The organism is Comamonas faecalis, from assembly GCF_039538025.1.
GTDB lineage: Bacteria > Pseudomonadota > Gammaproteobacteria > Burkholderiales > Burkholderiaceae_C > Comamonas_C > Comamonas_C faecalis.
Genome location: NZ_BAABBP010000037.1, coordinates 13,511 through 33,310, shown reverse-complemented (window position 1 = coordinate 33,310; position 19,800 = coordinate 13,511). Strand labels below are relative to the sequence as shown.

At 68.5% G+C, this 19,800-nt stretch carries 13 protein-coding genes; 5 read left to right on the top strand and 8 right to left on the bottom strand.

The genetic code is table 11. From position 1 onward, the window contains the following. Positions 1-145: 145 nt before the first annotated feature. Positions 146-1,126: an asparaginase gene (locus ABD767_RS15490; protein WP_344869914.1), complete on the bottom strand. Its 981-nt coding sequence runs from the start codon at positions 1,124-1,126 to the stop codon at positions 146-148. Between the two features lie 86 nt (positions 1,127-1,212). Here ABD767_RS15490 and lexA point away from each other — a divergent pair, with 86 nt between their 5' ends. Next, positions 1,213-1,884: a transcriptional repressor LexA gene (gene lexA / locus ABD767_RS15485; RefSeq protein WP_344869913.1), complete on the top strand. Its 672-nt coding sequence runs from the start codon at positions 1,213-1,215 to the stop codon at positions 1,882-1,884. 230 nt (positions 1,885-2,114) lie between these two features. After that, a complete protein-coding gene (locus ABD767_RS15480; protein WP_146031525.1) occupies positions 2,115-2,474 on the top strand; it encodes a hypothetical protein in 360 nt (119 codons plus the stop codon). Between the two features lie 15 nt (positions 2,475-2,489). Here ABD767_RS15480 and hrpA read toward each other — a convergent pair whose 3' ends face one another. Then, positions 2,490-6,632, bottom strand: coding sequence for an ATP-dependent RNA helicase HrpA (gene hrpA / locus ABD767_RS15475; protein WP_344869912.1), 4,143 nt, complete (start codon positions 6,630-6,632; stop codon positions 2,490-2,492). A gap of 207 nt (positions 6,633-6,839) precedes the next feature. Between hrpA and ABD767_RS15470 the strand changes: the two genes are divergently transcribed. Both ABD767_RS15470 and argA read left to right on the top strand, forming a co-directional pair. Next, positions 6,840-7,445 carry a methyltransferase gene (locus ABD767_RS15470; RefSeq protein WP_103046503.1) on the top strand — a complete coding sequence of 202 codons (606 nt, stop codon included), beginning with the start codon at positions 6,840-6,842 and terminating at the stop codon, positions 7,443-7,445. A 120-nt stretch (positions 7,446-7,565) separates the two neighbouring features. Continuing rightward, on the top strand, positions 7,566-8,912 hold the full coding sequence (argA, locus tag ABD767_RS15465; RefSeq protein WP_103046504.1) for an amino-acid N-acetyltransferase: 1,347 nt from the start codon (positions 7,566-7,568) through the stop codon (positions 8,910-8,912). Here the strand turns inward: argA and ABD767_RS15460 are convergent. The 6 genes from ABD767_RS15460 to ABD767_RS15435 all read right to left on the bottom strand — a co-directional run bounded on the left by ABD767_RS15460 (position 8,899) and on the right by ABD767_RS15435 (position 18,719). After that, positions 8,899-10,659: a copper resistance CopC/CopD family protein gene (locus ABD767_RS15460; protein ID WP_344869911.1), complete on the bottom strand. Its 1,761-nt coding sequence runs from the start codon at positions 10,657-10,659 to the stop codon at positions 8,899-8,901. The genes argA and ABD767_RS15460 overlap by 14 nt on opposite strands. Then, entirely contained in the window at positions 10,656-11,222 is a 567-nt protein-coding gene (locus ABD767_RS15455) for a YcnI family copper-binding membrane protein (protein ID WP_344869910.1), read from the bottom strand. The genes ABD767_RS15460 and ABD767_RS15455 overlap by 4 nt, the downstream gene beginning before the upstream one ends. A 67-nt stretch (positions 11,223-11,289) precedes the next feature. After that, positions 11,290-12,483, bottom strand: coding sequence for an FAD-dependent monooxygenase (locus tag ABD767_RS15450; protein WP_344869909.1), 1,194 nt, complete (start codon positions 12,481-12,483; stop codon positions 11,290-11,292). A 29-nt stretch (positions 12,484-12,512) separates the two neighbouring features. Beyond that, complete coding sequence (locus ABD767_RS15445) at positions 12,513-15,023, bottom strand: putative bifunctional diguanylate cyclase/phosphodiesterase (RefSeq protein ID WP_344869908.1); 2,511 nt, start codon at positions 15,021-15,023, stop codon at positions 12,513-12,515. A 196-nt stretch (positions 15,024-15,219) separates the two neighbouring features. After that, positions 15,220-18,108: an aconitate hydratase AcnA gene (locus ABD767_RS15440; RefSeq protein ID WP_103045664.1), complete on the bottom strand. Its 2,889-nt coding sequence runs from the start codon at positions 18,106-18,108 to the stop codon at positions 15,220-15,222. A 317-nt stretch (positions 18,109-18,425) separates the two neighbouring features. Further along, positions 18,426-18,719, bottom strand: coding sequence for an H-NS family nucleoid-associated regulatory protein (locus ABD767_RS15435; RefSeq protein WP_103045665.1), 294 nt, complete (start codon positions 18,717-18,719; stop codon positions 18,426-18,428). A 202-nt stretch (positions 18,720-18,921) separates the two neighbouring features. Between ABD767_RS15435 and ABD767_RS15430 the strand changes: the two genes are divergently transcribed. Further along, on the top strand, positions 18,922-19,767 hold the full coding sequence (locus tag ABD767_RS15430; protein WP_103045666.1) for a symmetrical bis(5'-nucleosyl)-tetraphosphatase: 846 nt from the start codon (positions 18,922-18,924) through the stop codon (positions 19,765-19,767). Positions 19,768-19,800: the final 33 nt, after the last annotated feature.

The following is a 19,800-nucleotide window of genomic DNA, read 5'->3' as shown; positions in this document are numbered from 1 at the left end:
CAAGCTCGTTACTTTGTGCTCCCGCCTCGTCGCACTGAGCGATCCTTCCCGCGTGAGGTCAAACGCTCTCGCAGCAAGTTCCCAACGAAAAAATGCCAGTCAGCAGGTTAACTGACTGGCATTGCGCGCCGCGGGGCTTTGCCGTTCATGGCTGCATCAGTTCCAGCATCAGGCTGATGCGCGCCTTCACCGGGCTCAGGCCCTGCGCGTCGCGCCAGCGAGCGTCCTGCAGCGACACCATGCGGCCCAACGGGCAGCGACTGGCAATGCGCACCGCAACACCGGCGTCCAGCGCACGCTCCAGCGCCGGCTGCAGCGCCTCGTGCAGCGTGCCGTTGCCCGTGGCCGCCACCACCAGGCCATGCACGCCGTGGGCCACCAGCGCGTCGACGACCACGCCGTCGCTGCCGGCATGGCTGGCCACCAGTTCCACCCGCGGCCAGCGCCAGGGCTGCTCGGCAGGCGCCGCCGCAAGGCGCATGGCAAGGTCGGCGAACACCGCCGGCCGGGCTGCAGGAGGCGCGCCATGTGCCCAGCGCACCCGCTCGTCCTCCACCCAACCCAGCGGGCCTTCGTCGCCCGATGAGAAAGCGTCCAGCCGCAGCGGATGCACCTTGCGCACCGCGCGCGCGCCATGTAGGACACCGGCGGCCACCGCCAGCACGCCACGCGCCTGCGGGTGCGCGGCCAGGCGCACAGCATCGAGCAGGTTTTGCGGCCCATCCGGCGCCAGCGCAGTCGCCGGGCGCATCGAACTGGTCAGCACCACCGGCTTGTCGGCGGGCAGCAGCGCGTGCAGCAGCCAGGCCGTCTCCTCCAGCGTATCGGTGCCATGGGTGATGACCAGCGCCGCGACGGCCGGATCCTGCAGGCGCGCCCAGCAGCGCTGCACCAGCGCCTGCCAGATGGCGTGGCTCATGTCCTTGCTGTCGACATTGGCGACCTGTTCAGCCACCAGCTCAAAACCGGCGGCCGCCTGCGCCAGCGCAGGCACGCTCGCCAGCAGCTGATCCACACCCAGCTGGCCAGCCACATAGCCAACGTTGGCGCCCGCCACGGGCGAGGTGCCGGCAATCGTGCCGCCGGTGCCGAGTACGACGATCTTGTTCGCCTGCTGCACTTGCATTCCTCCGGAAACTGTTTAAAAATACAGATACTGTTTGAAAAAACAGTAATTGAATCCCTGCCACCTTCCTCGCCCAGGACGCAGCCATGGCCGAACAACCCAAGCTTACCGCCCGCCAACAGCAAATTCTGGATCTGATCCAGAACGCCATCGCCAACACCGGCGCGCCCCCCACGCGCGCCGAGATCGCCGCTGAGCTGGGTTTCCGCTCGGCCAACGCCGCCGAGGAACACCTGCAGGCGCTGGCGCGCAAGGGCGTGATCGAGCTGGTCAGCGGCACCTCGCGCGGCATCCGTCTGCGTCAGTCGGTGCGCCAGATCAACGCCGCACGCGGCGCGCAGTTCAACCTGCCAATTCCCGGCCTGTCGCAGCTCACGCTGCCGTTGATCGGGCGCGTGGCCGCAGGCTCGCCCATCCTGGCGCAAGAGCATGTCGACCAGACCTACGCGGTCGAGAGCACCTTGTTCCAGCACCGCCCCGACTACCTGCTGCGCGTGCGCGGCATGTCGATGCGCGACGCCGGCATCATGGACGGCGACCTGCTGGCCGTGCAAGCCACGCACGAGGCGCGCAGCGGGCAGATCGTCGTCGCCCGGCTGGGCGACGAGGTCACGGTCAAGCGGCTGCGCCGCAGCGCCGGCAGCATCGAGCTGCTGCCCGAAAACCCCGACTACCCCATCATCCGCGTCGCTCCCGGAGAACCCTTTGCGATCGAAGGCCTGGCCGTCGGCCTGATCCGCAACACCATGCTGATGTAGCCTTATTCCATTTCTATATCGATCGAGTACGCGAAGGTGAAGCGCAAACAGTGCTGTAGCACGACAAGCGAAGCCGACAAAGTAATCGGTTGATATGGAAATGGAATTACGGCGCCGCCGCAGGTGGCGGGCGTCTGGCATGCATGCAGCAAACACGCACGCATGCCAACCCTGTGGCAACCGGCGCCTCTTCTGGTCAATCCTGCCGTGTTCACTTCACGGAGTCTCACATGGCCCATTCCGGATTGGCCCTGGGTGCGCACGCGCCCGCCGCCACACATTCGCCCCTCATCCGCCCGCTGCGCGGCCTCGCCAACTGGGCGCTGGCACGCACTGGCGAGCGCGGCTGCCACGAGGTACGCCCCGGCCTGCCGCTGCTGCACCCCACGGTGGAGCTGGCCCCACAGCCGCGCATCCATGGCCCCGCAAGCCGCGTGCTGGCCAATGCACGCAACGCCGCTGCGCGGTGCCAGCAGCCAGAACGGCCACTGCGCGTGATCCTGCATCCACAAGAGGGCGCCTGCCGCATCGCCCTGTCCGGGCGCATGGCCGACGTCTGCGCCGAACTCGACCGGCTGGCGCTGGCGTGACGACGCGCGCTGCCGCTACGACTGCAGCTGCGCCCAGACCTTGTCCAGGCGCTTGCTGCTGACCGGGTACGGCGTGCGCAACTCCTGGGCGAAGAAGCCCACGCGCAGCTCTTCGAGCATCCAGCGGTATTCGTGCATGCGCGCATCCTGCTGGCCCTTGCGCTGCGCCAGCAGACGCCAATAGCGCTGCTCCAGCGGCTGCAGCTCCTTCATCCTGGCAGCGTCGCGCACCGGGTCGGCGCGCAGCTTGTCCAGCCGCGCGACGATGGCCTTGAGATAGCGCGGGAAATTCTGCAGCTGCGTCCAGGGCGTCTGCGCGACGAAAGATTTGGGCATCAGCTTTTGCAGCTGGGCGCCTGCGTCCTGCACCGCGTCGGGCGCGCCCTTCGTGTCCTTGAGCTTGCGCTGCGCCGCCGCGTACTCCTGCAAAACCACGCCCACCAGACGCGCCACCTCGTTGGCGATCAGCGTCAGCCGCGCGCGCCCGTCCTGCACGCGCTGCGCAAACGCCGCCGCGTCGCCGGGCAGCGGCTCCTGCAGAAAGGCGCGATCCATCGCCACGTCGATGATCTGCGCGCGCAGTTCCTCCTGCGCACCCAGCGGCATATAGGCCACGGCCATCTTCTGCAGATCGGGAATGTTCTTTTCCAGGTACTTGAGCGCGTCCTTGATCTGCAGCGCGCACAGGCGGCGCAGGCCCAGGCGGTGTTTGGCCGCCGCAACCTCGGGCTCGTCGAAGACCTCGATGGCCACCGCATCGCCCTGGTCGATCAACGCGGGAAAGCCGATCAAGGTGTGGCCACCTTTCTTGATTTCCATCAGCTCGGGCAGTTCGCCAAAGTCCCAGGCCACGTAACGCTGCTCGGTCTTCGCTCCCTCCCCCTTTGGGGGAGAGCCAGGATGGGGGCCGCCAGCCGCGGTGACGGCAGCAGTGGCTCTCGACCGCTCGGGCCTGCCCTCATCCCCCCCTTTTTCAGAGGAAGAGGAGGCACGCCCCAGCTTCAACCCCGCCAACGCCTGGAACGCCCCACGCGCCTTGCCGCCCCATTCGGCCTTGAGCGCCGCCAGGTTGCGCCCCTGACCCAACTGGCGGCTATGCTCGTCGGTAATGCGGAAATTCATGAACAGGTGCGGGCTGAGCATGTCGGGCTTGAAGTCCGCGCGCTTGACGTCCAGCGAGGTCTCGTCCTGCACCTGCTTCAGGAGCACGTCGATCAATCCTCCTTGCTCCCAGCGCTCCTGTCCGATGAACAGCTGCGCCAGCCGTTCGGCGTTGTCGGGCAGCGGCACGAAACGGCTGCGCGGGCGTTGAGGCAGACTTTTGAGCAGCGCCTGGATCTTGTCCTTGAGCATGCCGGGCACCAGCCATTCGGCGCGTTCCTCACTGACCTGGTTGAGCACGAACAGCGGCACCGTGACGGTCACGCCGTCGCGCGCATCGCCCGGGCGGTGCAGGTAGCTGGCGCTGCAATCGACGCCACCGAGCTTGACGGTCTTGGGGAATTTTTCGGTGGTGATGCCCGCCGCCTCATGGCGCATCAGCTCGTCGCGCGAGAGACGCAGCAGGTCGGGCTGCTCCTTGGCGGCCTGGCGGAACCATTTGTCAAAGGTGGCACCGCTGTAGATGCCCTCGGGGATGGCCTGGTCGTAGAAGGCAACGATCAGCTCGTCGTCCACCAGCACGTCCTGGCGGCGGCTCTTGTGCTCGATCTCCTCGACCTTGCGGATGGTCTTGTGGTTGGCTGCCAGAAACGGCCAGCGCGTCTCCCACTCGCCATCGACCAGCGCGCGGCGAATGAACATCTGCCGCGCCTCCACCGGATCGATGCGGCCAAAACTGACTCCGCGCTGGTTGTAGACCACCAGGCCGTAGAGCGTGGCGCGCTCGTAGGCCACCACATCGGCCTGCTTCTTGCTCCAATGCGGATCCAAAAGTTGCTTTCTGAGCAGGTGGCCGCCCACCTCCTCCAGCCATTGCGGCTCGATGGCGGCAATGCCGCGGCCGTAGAGGCGAGATGTTTCAACCTGCTCGGCGGCGACGATCCAGCGTCCGGGCTTCTTGCTCAGGTGCGCGCCGGGGTGGGGGTGGAACTTGATGCCGTGCGCGCCCAGGTAGGCCTCGCTCTCCTCGCCCTTGAAGCCGATATTGCCCAGCAGGCCCGAGAGCATGGACAAGTGCACCGCCTCGTAGCCCGCGGGCTGGGGGTTGAGCGGCCACTGGTGCTCGCGCACCACGGTCAGCAGCTGCGAATGGATGTCGCGCCACTCGCGCACGCGGCGGATGCTCAAGTAATTCTGGCGCAGCAGCTGTTCCCACTGGCGGTTGCTGAGTTTGTGGGTATTGGCGCCATCCCCCTCGAAAGGGTGCTGGGGATGGGCGCCCCGCGTCCCCCGCTGGCCCCCACCCCTACCCTCCCCCAGCGGGGGAGGGAGAGAAACCGCCGCGCCCTGGTTTTCGCTCCTTCCCCCTTTGGGGGAAGGTGGGGATGGGGGCTGCGCGCCAGAGCCGCGCTGCGCTACCGGCAAAAAAGCCTGGTTGCGCGCCTTGGCCGCCACAGGGTGCTGCGCCGCCATCTCCTTGCGGCTCGCGGCCACCACCTTGCCGCCGCGCGCATCCGCCAGCCAGTTCCACAGCCGCACGTAGCCCGAAAACTCACTCTTCTCGTCGTCGAACTTGGCATGCGCCTGGTCGGCCTGGGCCTGGGCCTCCAAAGGCCGGTCGCGCACGTCCTGCACCGACAGCGCAGCGGCAATCACCAGTACCTCGGCCAGCGCGCCCCGGCTGCGCGCCTCGACGATCATGCGGCCCACGCGCGGGTCGAGGGGCAGCTTGGCCAGTTCGCGGCCCATGGCCTGCAGCTGGCCGCGCTCATCGACCGCGCCCAGCTCCTGCAAGAGCTGGTAGCCATCGGCAATCGCCCGGCCCGAGGGCGCTTCGAGGAACGGGAAGTTCACCACGTCGCCCAGGCCCAGACTCTTCATGCGCAGGATGACGCCGGCGAGCGATGAACGCAGGATCTCGGGGTCGGTAAAACGGTCGCGCTGGTTGAAGTCCGCCTCGTCGTACAGCCGGATGCAGATGCCGTTGGCCACCCGCCCGCAGCGGCCGGCGCGCTGGTTGGCGGCAGCCTGGCTGATGGGCTCGACCAGCAGCTGTTCCACCTTGCTTCTGAAAGAATAGCGTTTGACGCGCGCCGTTCCTGCGTCAATGACGTATTTGATGCCCGGAACCGTGAGCGAAGTCTCGGCCACGTTGGTGGCCAGCACGATGCGGCGGCCCGTGTGGCCGTCAAAAATGCGATCCTGCTCGGCCTGCGACAGGCGCGAGAACAGCGGTAGCACCTCGGCGCTACGCAGCACGGGCGAATGCTGCAGGTGCTTGCGCAGGTGGTCGGCGGCCTCACGGATCTCGCGCTCGCCGGGCAGAAAGATCAGGATGTCGCCCCCTGCCCCACCGGCCCACAGTTCATCGACGCCATCGGCGATCGCGTCGTTGAGGTCGAAGTCCTTCTTCTCCTCCCATGGGCGCCAGCGCATCTCCACCGGATAGGTGCGTCCCGACACCATGATGACCGGCGCGGGCCCGTTCTTACTCTTGAAATGCTCGGCAAAACGCTCCGCATCGATCGTGGCCGAGGTCACCACCACCTTCAGATCGGGCCGCTGCGGCAGGATCTGCTTCAGATAGCCCAGCAGAAAGTCGATGTTCAGGCTGCGCTCGTGCGCCTCGTCGATGATCAGCGTGTCGTAGGCCTTCAGGAGCGGGTCGGCCTGCGTCTCGGCCAGCAGGATGCCATCGGTCATCAGCTTGACCGAGGCGCCTTTTTGCAGCGTGTCGGCAAAGCGCACCTTGTAGCCCACCACCTCGCCCGGCGGTGTCTTCAGCTCCTCGGCAATGCGCTTGGCCACGCTGCTGGCCGCGATGCGGCGCGGCTGGGTGTGGCCGATCAGGCGCCCGCGCTGGCCCTCGGGGGCATTGCACTTGCCGCGCCCCAAGGCGAGCGCGATCTTGGGCAGCTGCGTGGTCTTGCCCGAGCCGGTTTCGCCGCAGACGATGATGACCTGGTACTCGCGCATGGCTGCCATGATGTCGCCCCGGCGGGCGCTGACTGGAAGCTGGTCGGGAAAGCTGATCTGAAACGGCAAGGGCTGAGGCATAAGGGGCGCGATTATCCCAGTCCCTGCAGCCCAGTGCTGGTAGCGCCCGTCCCTCTGGATCCCGGCCTTCGCCGGGATGACGAATCCAGGGGCGGCCGGCCTCCCCTCCTGCGACTGATCCACGGAGATCCCGTGCAGGGGGACAATGGCCCGGCTCGGTCGCGGCGACGCCCGCATCCCATCCCACCCCACCCGCAGGAGGCAGCCGTGCAATCGGCCAGTGCAGACATCTTCGACGAGGCCTATTACCAGCGCTATTACTACGACCGGCGCACCCGCGTGATCGACAAAGGCCACACGGCGCGGCTGGGACAGTTCATCGCCAGCTACCTGGCCTATCTGCGCGTGCCGGTGCACCGCGTGCTGGACATGGGCTGCGGCATCGGCCTGTGGCAGGGCATTGCGGCCCAGCACTGGCCCGGCGCCCAGTACCACGGCGTCGAGCTCAGCCCCTACCTGTGCCAGCGCTACGGCTGGCAGCAGGGATCGGTGCTGGACTACCGCGCCGACGCGCCCTACGACCTGGTGATCTGCCAGGGCGTGCTGCCCTACCTGGCGCGCCAGGATCTGCAGCGCGCGCTGGACAACCTGGGGCGGCTTGCCGCCGGCGCGCTCTACCTGGAGGCCGTCACGCAGGAGGACTTCGAGCAGGGCAGCATCGACGAGGAGCGCACCGACACGCGCCAGTACCGCCACCGCGCCAGCCTGTACCGGCGCGCGCTGGCGGCACACGCCATCGACATGGGCGGCGGCCTGTGGCTCAGCCGCCAGGCCGAGGTGCCGGTCTTCGCGCTGGAGGCGCCTGGCTTATAGACCGGTCGGCTGCCTGCGCCGCGGCCGGCCAGCCGCTACACTCGCCGCTGCGCCCGCAGGCCTGCAGACACGGCGCGCCCCTCGCCCCGGGGCCATCCACCCGAACGCACACCGACCGCCATGTCCGCCGTCTTCAACTTCACCTTCGTCCCCTGGTTCCGCTCGGTCGCGCCCTACATCCACAAATTCCGCCACCAGACCTTCGTCGTCGGGCTGACGGGCGAGGCCATTGCCGCGGGCAAGCTGCAGGCCACGGTGCAGGATCTAGCGATGATCCAGGCCATGGGCGTCAAAATCGTGCTGGTGCATGGCTTTCGCCCCCAGGTCAACGAGCAGCTGCGCGCCAAGGGCCACGCGGCGCGCTACTCGCATGGCATGCGCATCACCGACCCGGTGGCGCTCGACTGCGCGCAGGAGGCGGCCGGCCAGCTGCGCTACGAGATCGAGGCCGCATTCAGCCAGGGCCTGCCCAACACGCCGATGGCCGGCGCGCGCGTGCGCGTCATCTCGGGCAACTTCCTGACCGCACGGCCCGTGGGCATCATCGACGGCGTCGACTTTCTGCACACTGGCCAGGTGCGCAAGGTCGACATCGAGGGCATCCACCGCACGCTCGCGTCCGACGCCATGGTGCTGATCTCGCCGTTCGGCTTCTCGCCCACGGGCGAGGCCTTCAACCTGGCGATGGAGGAAGTCGCCACGCGCGTGGCCATCGAGCTCAAGGCCGACAAGCTGCTGTTCCTGACCGAGCAGCCCGGCCTGCGCGTGCGCCCGCTGGAGCCCGCCGCCGACGACAACCCCATCGACACCGAGCTGCCGCTAGCCGCCGCGCGCCAGTTGCTGGCCCAGCTGCCCCCGCCCCAGCAGCCCACCGACGCGGGCTTTTACCTGCAGCACTGCGTGCGCGCCTGCGAGCACGGCGTCGAGCGCAGCCACATCCTGCCGTTTGCCACCGACGGCGCGCTGCTGCTGGAGATCTACGTGCACGACGGCTTCGGCACCATGGTGGTCGACGAGAAGCTTGAAGAGCTGCGCGAGGCGACGATCGACGACGTTGGCGGCATCATCCAGCTGATCGAGCCCTTCGAGCGCGACGGCACGCTGGTCAAGCGCAGCCGCACCGAGATCGAGCGCGACATTTCCAGCTACACCATCATCGAGCACGACGGCGTGATCTTCGGCTGCGCCGCGCTGCACCCCTACCCCGAGGCGCGCACCGCCGAGATGGCCGCGGTCACCGTCTCGCCACACAGCCAGGGCACGGGCGACGGCGAGAAGCTGCTCAAGCGCATCGAGCAGCGCGCCCGCGCGCTGGGCATGACCAGCCTGTTCGTGCTAACCACGCGCACCATGCACTGGTTCCTGAAACGCGGCTTCTCGCCCGTGGATCACAGCTGGTTGCCCGAGGCGCGCAAGCGCAAGTACAACTGGGATCGCAAGAGCCAGATCCTGGTCAAGAAGCTCTGACCGCGCGGGCGAAATCACCGCCCCCGCGCATCATTCCATTTCTATATCGATCGAGTACGCGAAGGTGAAGCACGGGCAGTGCTGCAGCACGACAAGCGAAGCCGACAAAGTAATCGGTTGATATGGAAATGGAATCCGGTGCCAGTTGCAGCGTGCCCTCCAGCACCACCTGCGTGAACGCGTCGCGCAGCACGGCCACGCGCACCGTCCACGCGCCGGGGCTGGCCAGCAGCACCTGATCAACACGCCACAGCGCGGCGCCCACCTGCCGGGCCTGCGCATGCTGCGGTGCAATGCCCGCCGCGGCGTTGGACAGCGTGAACGCCACCTCCTGCGCGGCCAGCGGCTGGCCGGCGGCGTCGACGAGCGACGCGATGATGGACACGGGCCCGGCCCGCCCAGGCGCCACCGTGAGCGCCGCCACGGCGTCCGCGGATTGCAGCTGCAGATGGATGGCCGGCGGCAAGGCCTCGACCAGCGCACGCGGCGGCGGCGTGAAGCGCCACGACGCCACCAGCCCGAGCACTGCCACCAGCACCACGGCCTCGACCGCGATGCTGCGCCGCAGCGCCTGGGTTGCACCGTCCTGGCCTTGCAGCGCCGGGACAGTCAACCGCCAGCGGTTGCAGGCGGCCAGCGCCAGCGCCAGGGCCACCAGCACCAGCTTGGCCGCCAGCACCCGGCCATAGGCGGTGGCCAGCAAATCCCCCGGCTGGCGCAGTTGGACGCTGGCCAGAACCACGCCAGCGAGCAGCAGCGCCACCAGCGGCAGCACGATGACCCGCGAAAACCGCGCCAGCGCCTGTCTGCCATCGACAGCGCCGTCGCGCGCGCGCAGCGCTGCCGCCAGCGGCAGCAGCGCGCCCAGCCACAGCGCGGCGCACACGCCATGCAGAAACACCGCAGGGCGCGTCAGCCACTGCGGCGGCGCCTGGCTGGCATGGCCCGTGGCCGCCAGCGCCAGGCCGACGCCGGCCAGCGCCAGCAGGCTGGCCAGCCGCGCCCCGCGCACCTGCTGCATGCGGTTGGCGGCCAGCGCCAGCGCCATGGCGCAGGCCGCCACGGCCAGCGACACGCCGAGCGACGTGGAAGCGCCCAGGCGCCAAGCCTTTGCGCTGGTGCTGGCGGCCAGGCCGGCACCCATCAAATCGGCGCCCTGCAGGCCGGGCGAGAGCGCCGCCGCCAGCAGGCCCAGCAGCAACGCTGCGTCAACCGCGCGCAGCACTGCTCCCGGATGATCGGCAACTATCCAGCAACGAAAGAACACGCCGCCGATTCCGGCCAGCAGGCCCAGGTAGAGCGCGACCTTGGCGCCCCAGATCGCGCCGGCCAGCGCCGGCGCGGTACCGATTTCGGCCACCGGCACCGGCTGCATGGCCTGTCCCACGGCAAAACTGACCGTCCCCGCCACCGGATGCCCGTCGCCCGATACCGCCCGCCAACTGAGCGCATGCACGCCCGCATCCAACGCGGGCAGCGGCACGGCGACGGTCGCACCTTGCGCTTCCGGCAGAGGCAGATCAAAGGCTTGCCCGGGCGCGATGAGGCGCAACCGGGTCAGCACCACCGACTCGCTGAAGCGCAGCGTGGCCTGGGCCGGCGCGTCTGCCAGCACCGCACCATCGGACGGTTGCGACTGCACCAGCATCGCATGCGCATGCACTCCGCTGCCGGCCAGCAGCAGCCACAGCGCCAGCAAGGCCTGCAGCAATACGCCGCAAGCCAGATGCGGGCCGAGGCGGGTCACTGCGCGTCCCGTGGTGCCAGCAGGTGCAGCGCCGGCGCGGGGCGTTCGGCCTCGTCGTGCGCCCCATGCCCGGCCTGGTTTGCCGCCGGCACCTCGATCCAGCGTATGACGCTGCCTGTACAGGTCTGCACCGTCGGGAAATACAGCGTCGTGCCCGGCTTCAGCGTCGGCGCCAGATAGGCGTCGAACGCAAAGCCCGCATGCTGGCCGTCGGGCAGGCTGCCACCCGTCCAGGTGATGGTGCGCACGCCTTCGGTCACCGCGCTGCCATGCGCGTCATAGGCCTGGTCGTACCGCGCCTGCGTGGCCTGGATCTGCCAGCCCTCCTGGGGCCGGGGCCGCACCGCAACCACGCCCGCGGGAATCAGCACGCTGACCTGGGTCGTCGGCGAGCCCTGGCAGCCATGTCCGATTTGCAGGACGGCCGTGTAGTCGGCGCCCACCGGCGCGCGCGGGGTTTTCAACGTGACATGGGCCTGCGCTGCGCTGGCCAGCGCGCACGCCGCGGCAAGAACGGGCAGGCGCGCCGCAATACGCCAGGGCGGGGAGAAGGGTTTGTACATGGTGATTTGCTTTCGACAACAGACGGTAATGCATTGCCGCGCCGGGGAGCCGGCGCCGGCCGGCGGGTCAACGGTACAGCCAGGGCTGGTCGAGCAAACGCTCGCCCAGCAGCCGCAGCGCCGCGTCGCGCCCCCAGCGCAGCGCCCCGGTGGCGTGGAAGACGACGCCGTTGCGGCGCGACTGCTGCTGCACCCGCGCGCAGCGCTGCCAGCGCTCAAGCGCGTAGTGGCGCAGGCGCTCGGCCAGCGGCAGGTCGTGCAACAGCAGCGCCTGCTGCAGCACGGCGGCGTCCTCGATGGCCATGCCCGCGCCCTGCGCCAGGTAGGGGCGCATCGGGTGCGCCGCATCGCCCGACAGCGCCACCAGGCCCTGTGCCATCTCGTGCGCACCGGCCACTGGCGCGCGGTCGGCCAGCGGCCACAGCCGCCAGCCGCTGCCGGCCTGGGGCACGGCGCGCACCAAGTCCTGCAGCGGCGCGCAGGTGGCGGCCAGCGCCGCTTCCAGGTCGGCTGCGTTGACCGTGTGATCCCAGTCGTCCAGGTCTGCAGGCGGCGTGCCGTGGCGAATCGCCACCACGTTGAGCAGTTCGCCGCGGCGCAGCGGGTAGTGCACCACGTGCAGGCGCGGCCCCAGCCAGGCGGTGACGTCCTGCGTACGCAGCGCCGCGGGCAGCGCATCCTGGCGCACCACGGCGCGGTAGGCCAGGTGACCCGAGGCACGCGTCCCCGCCTCGCCCAGCAGCTGCGCGCGGATGCGGCTGCGCAGGCCGTCGGCGCCGATCAGCAGGTCGCCCTCGGCCGATTCCTGCGCTCCCGCGCCCGTCTGCAGCGCCAGCGCCACGCCGCTGCCCTGCACGCCGTAGGCGCCCACCTGCCGATCCAGGCGCAACTGCACCCGGTCATTGTTTCGCACCGCATCCAGCAGCAGGCCGTGCAGGTCGGCACGGTGGATGGTGACGTAGGGCGCGCCGTAGCGCTCGACGCAGCGCGCGCCCAGTGGCAGCTGCGCCAGCTGGGCGCCGTTGCGAGCGCTGCGCACGACGAGCCGGCCGGGCCGCGCGGCGACCGCGTCCAGCGCCTGCGCCAGGCCCCAGCCATGCAGGCAGCGCACCACGTTGGGGCCCAGCTGCACGCCGGCGCCCACCTCGCCAAAGGCCGGCGCGCGCTCGAACAGCCGCACCCGCGCGCCGGCGCGCGCGCAGGCCAGCGCCGCCGCAAGCCCGCCAATGCCGCCGCCGGCAATCAAAACCTGTGCATCCATGCCTGCGATTGTGCGGCCGCGCCGCCGGGTCAGCGCGCAACCAGCGCCGTGCCCGCGCCCAGCTGCACCGCGGCCTGCTCGAACAGCGCCAGCGCCATGGGCTTGCCGAACAGATAGCCCTGGAAGGCCTGGCAGCCGTGCTCGCACAGAAACGCCAGTTGCCCGCGGGTTTCCACGCCCTCGGCCACCAGGCCCAGATCCAGGCTGCGCGCCAGCGCGATGATGGTGCGCACGATGGCCGCGTCGTTGGCGTCGACGAGCACGTCGCGCACAAAGCTGCGATCGATCTTGAGCTGGTCCAGCGGCAAGCGCTTGAGGTAGGACAGCGAGGAGTAGCCGGTGCCGAAGTCGTCCAGCGAGAAGCGCACGCCGGTGCGGCACAGCTCCTGCATGCGGGCGATGGTCAGCTCGGTGTCGGTCAGCAGGGTGCTTTCGGTCAGCTCCAGGCGCAGCTGCCGGGGGCTGGCGCCGGCCTGGTGCAAAGCCTCCAGCACCTGCTCGACGAAGTCGTCGCGGTGAAACTGCCGCGCGCTGACGTTGACCGACAGCACCAGGTGCTGCAGGTGCACCTCGCCCGCCCAGGCGGCCAGCTGGGCGCAGGCGGTGTGCAGCACCCAGCGGCCCAGCGCGATGATCAGGTCGCTGGATTCGGCCAGCGCAATGAACGCACCCGGCAGCACCAGGCCGCGTGTGGGGTGGTTCCAGCGCAGCAGGGCCTCGGCGCCGGTCACGCGGCCCTGGGCGTCGACCACGGGCTGGTAGGCCAGCGCCATCTCGCCGCGCGCCAGCGCCTGGCGCAACTCCACCTCCAGCTGGTTGCGCTCGCTGCGCGCGGCCAGCACGGTCGGGTCGAAGAAGCGCACCGTGTTGCGCCCCGCGGCCTTGGCCTCGTACATCGCAAAATCAGCCTGCTTGAGCAGTTCCTGCGTGGACGCGCAGGGGTGGCCGAACACGGTCACGCCGATGCTGGGCGTGCTGTGGTGCTCCATCTGCGGGCCCAGCGTGTAGGGCTGGGTGAGGCTGGCGGCGATCTTGTGCGCCAGCTTTTCGGCGTGGGCGCGCGCCGTGTCCCACGAGGGACCGAGCTGTTCGAGCAGGACGACGAACTCGTCGCCGCCAAAGCGCGCCACGGTGTCGCAGGCGCGCAGGCAGGCGGTGAGGCGCTGGGAGACGAGCATCAACAGGTGGTCGCCCATGTCGTGGCCGCGCGTATCGTTCAAGTCCTTGAAGTTGTCCAGGTCGATGAACAGCACGGCTGCGTGGCCCTGGCTGCGCTGCAGCGCCAGGCAGGCGCGCCGCAGTCTGTCCAGGAACAGGCGGCGGTTGGGCAGGCCGGTCAGCGGGTCGTAGAAGGCCAGGCGCTCGACCTCGCCCTCGACGCGCTTGCGCTCGGTGATGTTGCGCCCCACGCCGCGATAGCCCAGCAGGCTGCCGTCCTCGGCCACGATGGGCACGCCGCTGAGCGCGATCCAGTAGTCGCGCCCGTGCAGGCCGACGCGGCGCAGCTCCAGGTCGCGAAACGACTCGCGGCGCGCCAGCTGGGCGCGGTGCGCGGCCCAGTCCTGCTCACTCATGTTCAGCGTCCTGATCTCCCAGCTGTGCCTGCCCAGCAGCGAGCGCAGGCGCTCGTCCTGCTGCGCCATCGCGCCGGTGATGTCGGTGAAGCGCAGCTGCGCGTCCTGCTCCCAATACCAGTCCGAGGACAGGTCGCTCAGGCTGCGAAAGCGCGCCTCGCTGCGCTTGAGTTCGGTCTGCACGCGCACGAAGTCGCTCACGTCGGCGAAGGTGCGCACCAGCGCGCCGCTGTCCAGGGTCTTGGTGCGCACCTCCAGCGTGCGTCCGCCGCGCGTGGTGCGCCAGTACAGCTCGGGCGAGGCCTTGGTGCCCAGGCTGCCGACATAGTCGCGCCCGCGCTCGTCGACCCAGCCGGTCTGCTGGCCGAAGTCACCGCGCCCGGACTGCACCGCGGTCAGCTCGGCCAGCGTCGGACGGCAGGCCACCTGCTCGCGTTCGAGTTCGAGCAGCTCCAGCACGCGCTCGTTGAAGACGATGATGCGCCCCTGGTCGTCGGTCTGCAGCACGCCCTGGCTCATGCTGGCCAGCGCGGTACGCATGTCGCGCAGTTGTTGGCGCAAGGCTTGCTCGGCCACAGGCGCAGGCGCTGCGCGGGCCAGCAACAGCGCCAGGCGCTGGGCCAGCTCCGCCCAGCATGCCTGGCGCGGCCGATGAACGAGGTAGTCGCGCGCGCCGGCGCCTGCTGCCGTGCCCTGCAGTGCCGGCAGGGCCAGCGCCTGTTGGTCAGGGCTCAGGCACAGCAGCGCAGGGGCGCTCCAGGACGCCAGCGCCTGCAGTGCATCGGCCTGCATCTGCGCGTCCAGCCACCACACCAGCGCGTCGCAATGCGCCAGCGCGTCCTGATCCTGAACCTGGTCTGCCGTGGCACTCACGCACTGCCAGTGCGGCTGCAGGCGCGCGAGCGCCCGCCCTGCTTGCGCTGCACGGGTGGCATCGGCGTCGATCCAGGCGATACGGAAGGTCATTGCAGCAACGGTTTGCAATTGGATACATGCACGATAGCAGACCACCGGGCTTTGACAAGACGAGTGCAAGCCTCAATGCCGTTCCGTGTCGTGTCGCACTGGCGCCGCCTGCCACGGCGGCGCCAGGCAGCACAAGGCCGGCGCCGCCACGGGGAGGGCGCCGGCCTTGCAGAGCGCCGGCTTGCGCCGGCCGGCTTCAGTCGGTCAGCAGTTGCTGCAGCACAAAGGGCAGGATGCCGCCGGCGCGGTAGTAGTCGACCTCCACCGGCGTGTCGATACGCAGCGTCACCATGATCTCGCGCCGCTTGCCGTCGCTGCCGGTGATCACCACCTTGGCGTCGCTGCGCGGACGCAGCTGCGGGTCGGGGGTCACGTCGATGGTCTCGTCCCCCTTCAGGCCCAGGCTCTCCCAGGAGTCATTGCCCTTGAACTGCAGCGGCAGCACGCCCATGCCGACCAGGTTGGAGCGGTGGATGCGCTCGAAGCTGCGCGCAATCACCGCCTTGATGCCCAGCAGCTGCGTGCCCTTGGCCGCCCAGTCGCGGCTCGACCCAGTGCCGTATTCCTCGCCGGCAAAGACCACGGTGGGCGTTTTGGCGTCGATGTACTGCATCGCGGCGTCGAAGATCGACATCTTCTCGCCATGCTGCGCGCCCTCGCCCTGGTACAGCGTCATGCCGCCCTCTTCGCGCGATCCGTCGGCCAGCGGCGGAATCATCAGGTTCTTGATGCGCACGTTGGCAAAGGTGCCGCGCATCATCACGTCGTGGTTGCCGCGCCGCGAACCGTAGCTGTTGAAGTCCGCCGTCTGCACGCCATGGGCGATCAGCCACTGCCCGGCCGGCCCGCTGTCCTTGATGCGACCGGCTGGCGAGATGTGGTCGGTGGTGACCGAATCGCCGAACAGCGCCATAACGCGCGCGCCGGCAATCGCCGTCCCGCCCCCGGCCTCGCCGGTGCCGCCGAGCGAAAAGCCATCGAAGAACGGCGGCTCGGCGATGTAGGTGCTGGTGGGCCAGTTGTAGACCTGGCCCTTGACCTCGGGAATCTTCTCCCACAGCTTGCCCGGCTCGGTCTTGACCTTGGCGTAGTTCTCGCGAAAGGCCTTGCCCTTCATCGCGAACTTGAGCAGCTGGTTGACCTCGTCGGTGCTCGGCCAGATGTCGCCCAGGAACACGTCCTTGCCGCCCTTGCCCTTGCCCACCGGCTGGGTCATCAGGTCGATCATCATGTTGCCGGCAATGGCGTAGGCAACCACCAGCGGCGGGCTCATCAAAAAGTTGGCCTTCAGGTTGGGGTGGATACGCGCCTCGAAGTTGCGGTTGCCAGAGAGCACCGACGCGCACACCAGCTGGTGCTGGTTGATGGCCTCGTTGACCTCGGGCGCCAGGTCGCCGGCGTTGCCGATGCAGGTGGTGCAGCCGTAGGCGGCCAGGTCAAACCCCAGCTTGTCCAGGTAGGGAAGCAGGCCGGTCTCGGTCAGGTATTCGGTCACCACGCGCGAACCCGGGGCGAGCGAGGTCTTGATGTGCGGATTGACCTTCAGGCCATGCTCCACGGCCTTCTTGGCAAGCAGGCCGGCGGCCAGCATGACGCTCGGGTTGCTTGTGTTGGTACAGCTCGTGATGGCGGCGATCAGCACGTCGCCGTTGCCAATGTCGTACCCCCCCTTGGGCACCGGGTGCAGGCCGACTGCCTCGCTGTGGGCCGAGGCCAGCGTCGGCTTGTTGCTCACCATTTCGACGGCCGAGCGCGGCGCGCCCTCGTGGCCGTTGCGCGGCTCCTGCATGCTGGTGCCATGCACCTTGCCATCGCGCGTAAGGTGCACGCGCTGGGGCAACATCTCGGCAGGACGGTTGAAGCCGCCGGCCTCCATCGGCTTGGAGTACATGACCTTGAACTGCTCGGCCATCGCCCCCAGCGCGATGCGGTCTTGCGGGCGGCGCGGGCCGGCCAGGCTCGGCTCGACGGTGGACAGATCCAGCGAGATGACTTCGGAGTAGTCGATCTCGCCCGCCTTGGCGGTGCCGAACATGTCCTGGGCGCGGTAGTAGGCCTCCAGCGCCTCGATCTCGGCCTTGCTGCGGCCGGTGCCCTGGAAGTATTCGATGGTGCGCTCGTCGACCGGGAACATGCCGCAGGTCGAGCCGTTCTCCGGCGACATATTGCCCAGCGTCGCGCGGTCGGGAACGCTCAAGGACGCCGTGCCCGGGCCGAAGTACTCGACGAACTTGCCCACCACCTTGTGCTGGCGCAGCATCTCGGTCACCGTCAGCACCAGGTCGGTGGCGGTGACGCCGTCGCGCAGTTGGCCCTTCAGTTCAAAGCCGACCACGTCGGGCGTCAGGAAATAGACCGGCTGGCCCAGCATCGCCGCTTCGGCCTCGATGCCGCCCACGCCCCAGCCGACGACGCCGATGCCGTTGATCATCGTGGTGTGGCTGTCGGTACCGACCAGGGTGTCGGGGTAGTACAGCCCGTCCTTGGTCTTGTGCACGCCCGGCGCCAGGTATTCCAGGTTGACCTGGTGGCAGATGCCAAAGCCCGGCGGCACCACGCGGAAGGTGTCGAACGCCTGCATGCCCCACTTCATGAACTGATAGCGCTCATGGTTGCGCTTGAACTCCAGGCCCATGTTCAGGCGCAGCGCGTCCTTGCGCGCGTAGTAGTCGACCATCACCGAGTGGTCGACCACCAGGTCGACCGGAACCAGCGGCTCGACCTTCTTCGGGCTCTTGCCTAGGCGCTGGGCGGCCGAACGCATCGCGGCCAGGTCAACCAGCAGCGGCACGCCGGTGAAATCCTGCAGCAGCACGCGTGCGACGGTGAACGGGATTTCCTCGGTGCGAGCGCCATTGGGCTGCCAGTTGGCAAGCTGCTCGACATGCTCGGGTGTGACCTTGACGCCGTCGCAATGGCGCAGCACCGACTCCAGCACGATGCGGATCGAGCGCGGCAACCGTTTGACGCTGGGATATTTGCGCGCCAGCGCCGGCAGCGAGAACATCTGTCCCTCTTTGCCGGACGCCGTGGTAAACGGCTTGATCGTCGAGGCAAATGCGTGGGATTTGGAGGGACTTGCCATGATGGGGGCTCCTTGGTCGAAAAATGAAATGGTTTGAGCGCCATTCTGGCATCGCACCGCCCGACCTGCCAGCCCCCGCCCGGACACCATCACTGCCATGGGGCCACTGCCGGCCCGATTTGCGTTTTTACTGCTCTTGCCACGCATTGCGACGCCAATGCCGCGCACCATATCCGCCACCATGGGCAATGCGTGCGATCAGCCATTGCGCCGTGCATTCAACCGGCCCGCCACCCACGCAGGCGCCAAAACAAAAAAGCCTGCAAATTGCAGGCTTTTTATTTATGTCGCGTACTCAAACCGTGACCGGATCGCAGTCAGATTGCGAATTGCTCGCGATCCTGGCCTTGAATCCACCTCGGCGGCTTGCCACGGCCGGTCCAGGTCTGGCCGGTTGCTGGATCGCGGTACTTGGGGGCGACCTTGGTACCCGCCGATGCACTGCGCGCCGCGCGTGCCGGCGGGAATACGTCCTGCTGCGTCAACTCATATTCATCAATCAGGGCGCGCACGCGGGTAATGGCCTCTGCCAATTCCTTCTCACGAGCTTCCTTGATTTTCAATTCGAGCGCTTCGCGCTCCCTGAGCAGTTCCTTATAGCTGTTGGCCATGGTATGAATGAAATGTGCAGTTAAACGTGGGCCGATTATAGTGACACATCGGCGCATGCAAACCCCTCGCGGCTGTTTTTAATAAAAATAATCAAATATCCGCCCTCATTCATGCCGCCAACACCAGTACCGCCAGCGCCAACGGGAATGACGCGCGACAATCGGCACTTCTTCAAAGTCCTTCAAGATAAAAACAAACTCCATGGCCTTGTATTGCATTGGCGATATCCAGGGTTGCCACGGCTCGCTGCAGCGTCTGCTGGCAACCATTGACTTCTCTCCCAGCCGCGACCAGGTTTATCTGCTGGGCGACCTGGTCAACCGCGGGCCGGATTCGGCCGCCGTGCTGCGCCAATGCATGGCGCACGAAGGCAGCCTGCACGCGCTGCTGGGCAACCACGACCTGCATCTGCTCGCCACGGCGCACGGCGTGCGCCCGCCGTCGCGGCGCGACACGCTGGACGTCGTCCTGCATGCGGACGACCGCGGCGCCATGCTCGACTGGCTGGCGCGCCAACCACTGGCGCGGCGCATCGAGCATGGCGGCCAGCCGCTGCTGATGGTGCATGCCGGCGTGCTGCCGCAGTGGCGCGCCGACGAGGTGCTGGACTTGGCCGCCGAGGTGCAGGAGCCGCTGCGCGGGCCACAGCGGGCGGCGTTTTTGCAGCAGATGTATGGCAACACACCCGCGCAGTGGAGCTACGCGCTGCAGGGCGCGGATCGGCTGCGCGTCATCGTGAACGCGCTGACCCGGCTGCGCTTTTGCTCGCACGAGGGCGTGATGGACTTTGCCAGCAGCGAGTCGGCCAGCGCCGCGCCGCAGGGGCTGCTGCCCTGGTTCGACGTGCCTGCCCGGCGCAGCCGGGACACGCTGATTGCCTTTGGCCACTGGTCCACGCTGGGCTGGATGAGCCGCCCCGACGTGCTGGCGCTGGACACCGGCTGCGTCTGGGGCGGCGCGCTGAGCGCGGTGCGCTTTGGTGCGACGCTTGCCGAGCACGAACTGATCCAGGTGCGCTGCCCGCAGGCCCAGGCACCGGGCCAGTGAACACGGGGCGCGCTGGCGCCAATCCACGAGATC

Coding starts and splice junctions, on each gene's coding strand:
- ABD767_RS15490 (WP_344869914.1), bottom strand. CDS start 1,126: ATGCAAGTGCAGCAGGCGAACAAGATCGTCGTACTCGGCACCGGCGGC.
- ABD767_RS15430 (WP_103045666.1), top strand. CDS start 18,922: ATGGCCTTGTATTGCATTGGCGATATCCAGGGTTGCCACGGCTCGCTG.
- ABD767_RS15445 (WP_344869908.1), bottom strand. CDS start 15,023: ATGACCTTCCGTATCGCCTGGATCGACGCCGATGCCACCCGTGCAGCG.
- ABD767_RS15480 (WP_146031525.1), top strand. CDS start 2,115: ATGGCCCATTCCGGATTGGCCCTGGGTGCGCACGCGCCCGCCGCCACA.
- ABD767_RS15440 (WP_103045664.1), bottom strand. CDS start 18,108: ATGGCAAGTCCCTCCAAATCCCACGCATTTGCCTCGACGATCAAGCCG.
- lexA (WP_344869913.1), top strand. CDS start 1,213: ATGGCCGAACAACCCAAGCTTACCGCCCGCCAACAGCAAATTCTGGAT.
- ABD767_RS15455 (WP_344869910.1), bottom strand. CDS start 11,222: ATGTACAAACCCTTCTCCCCGCCCTGGCGTATTGCGGCGCGCCTGCCC.
- ABD767_RS15435 (WP_103045665.1), bottom strand. CDS start 18,719: ATGGCCAACAGCTATAAGGAACTGCTCAGGGAGCGCGAAGCGCTCGAA.
- ABD767_RS15450 (WP_344869909.1), bottom strand. CDS start 12,483: ATGGATGCACAGGTTTTGATTGCCGGCGGCGGCATTGGCGGGCTTGCG.
- argA (WP_103046504.1), top strand. CDS start 7,566: ATGTCCGCCGTCTTCAACTTCACCTTCGTCCCCTGGTTCCGCTCGGTC.
- hrpA (WP_344869912.1), bottom strand. CDS start 6,632: ATGCCTCAGCCCTTGCCGTTTCAGATCAGCTTTCCCGACCAGCTTCCA.